Origin of the sequence: Methylobacterium sp. WL119, from assembly GCF_008039875.1 — a bacterium.
Lineage (GTDB): Bacteria > Pseudomonadota > Alphaproteobacteria > Rhizobiales > Beijerinckiaceae > Methylobacterium.
In genome coordinates this window covers 1-1,192 of the sequence record NZ_VRUU01000231.1, presented here as the reverse complement: position 1 = coordinate 1,192, position 1,192 = coordinate 1, and the positions used below count along the sequence as shown (strand labels likewise).

The 1,192-nt window shown below is 37.3% G+C and carries 1 protein-coding gene; it reads left to right on the top strand.

Features of this window, described 5'->3' with window-relative positions; genetic code table 11:
• Window positions 1–120: 120 nt before the first annotated feature.
• Window positions 121–1,192 (top strand): glycosyltransferase family 2 protein (locus tag FV227_RS28595; RefSeq protein ID WP_147860477.1); only part of this gene is annotated, 1,072 nt, incomplete at its 3' end.

Genomic DNA, 1,192 nt, shown 5'->3' with positions numbered 1-1,192 from the left:
GTAATATATCAGCATCATTTTTAATTTAAATCGTTGGACTTTAATGCTCGCCTGGATAGCATGACTTTAAAACTAGCCAGGTTTCCGTACTGTTTGTATTCTTGTTAAAAACTTATTCAAATGTTTGACTTTGCCATCTATAAATATCAATTTATATCGAGTTGGTTACGTCATGCCGGAGGCTTCAATAGAATGAAAATTTGTGACGCTCAGAAAGAGCCTAAGCTATCAATCATAATTCCTTGTTACAATTATTCAGCTTTTGTCGGCAAGGCGATCAGTAGTGTAATTGGACAAAATAATCGAGAATCCGAAATCATAGTCGTCGACGATGGCTCAACTGATGGTTCATGGGATATAATCAACAATTTTGATGTTCGCGCATATCGCTTACCTAATGGGGGTGCTCTTCAGGCTTGTATTTTTGGTTTAGACCATACTACTGCACCATTTGTTTTGTTTCTAGATGCAGACGACATGTTAGCGCCAAATTCTCTAAACAAAATTCTGGCATTGGTTGACGAAAAAGTTGCAAAGTTGCAATACTCTTTGGGTTTAATTGATTCCGAAGGAAGATTTATAGGTAGTGCAGCGCCTGCGCTTGATGATTATAGAGAGCGAAGTGAAATCATACACCGAGTGCTTAGAACAGGATTTTATAAAACGCCTCCGACTTCTGGGAACGTTTTTCGCAGGGATGTGTGCAATATACTTCGTGAAATTGATTACGAGAAATATGTTGACGGTGTAATACTTTATGCCGCGCCATTTATGGGCGACATAGTCAGCACATCGGACGAACTCGGATTTTATCGCGTCCACAACCATAATGTATCTTCTGTTGGTAAAGCTTTAGACGCTGAAGTCATACGGAGAGACCTTAGACGGTTTAGTTTTAGAATGCGACATTTGCAAAATTTTATAAACGCAAAGACTAATTATGAGCCTACCTATGAAATAGAGAATAATTTTGTTGTTCAAGAGCGATCAATTTATCTGACTTTATCCGTTGGTAAAAAGCCTTCTCTATCAGATGTGAAAAATGTTATTTGGAAGCTACTGAAACAAGACGAACACTCGATAAAAAGTAAGCTTGCTCTATCGACTCTTTTCGTTTCGACTCTTCTATTAAGCAATAGAAATTCAGTCAAAATAGCAAATTATAGAAATAAAGTAACTCATAGGTCTGTAA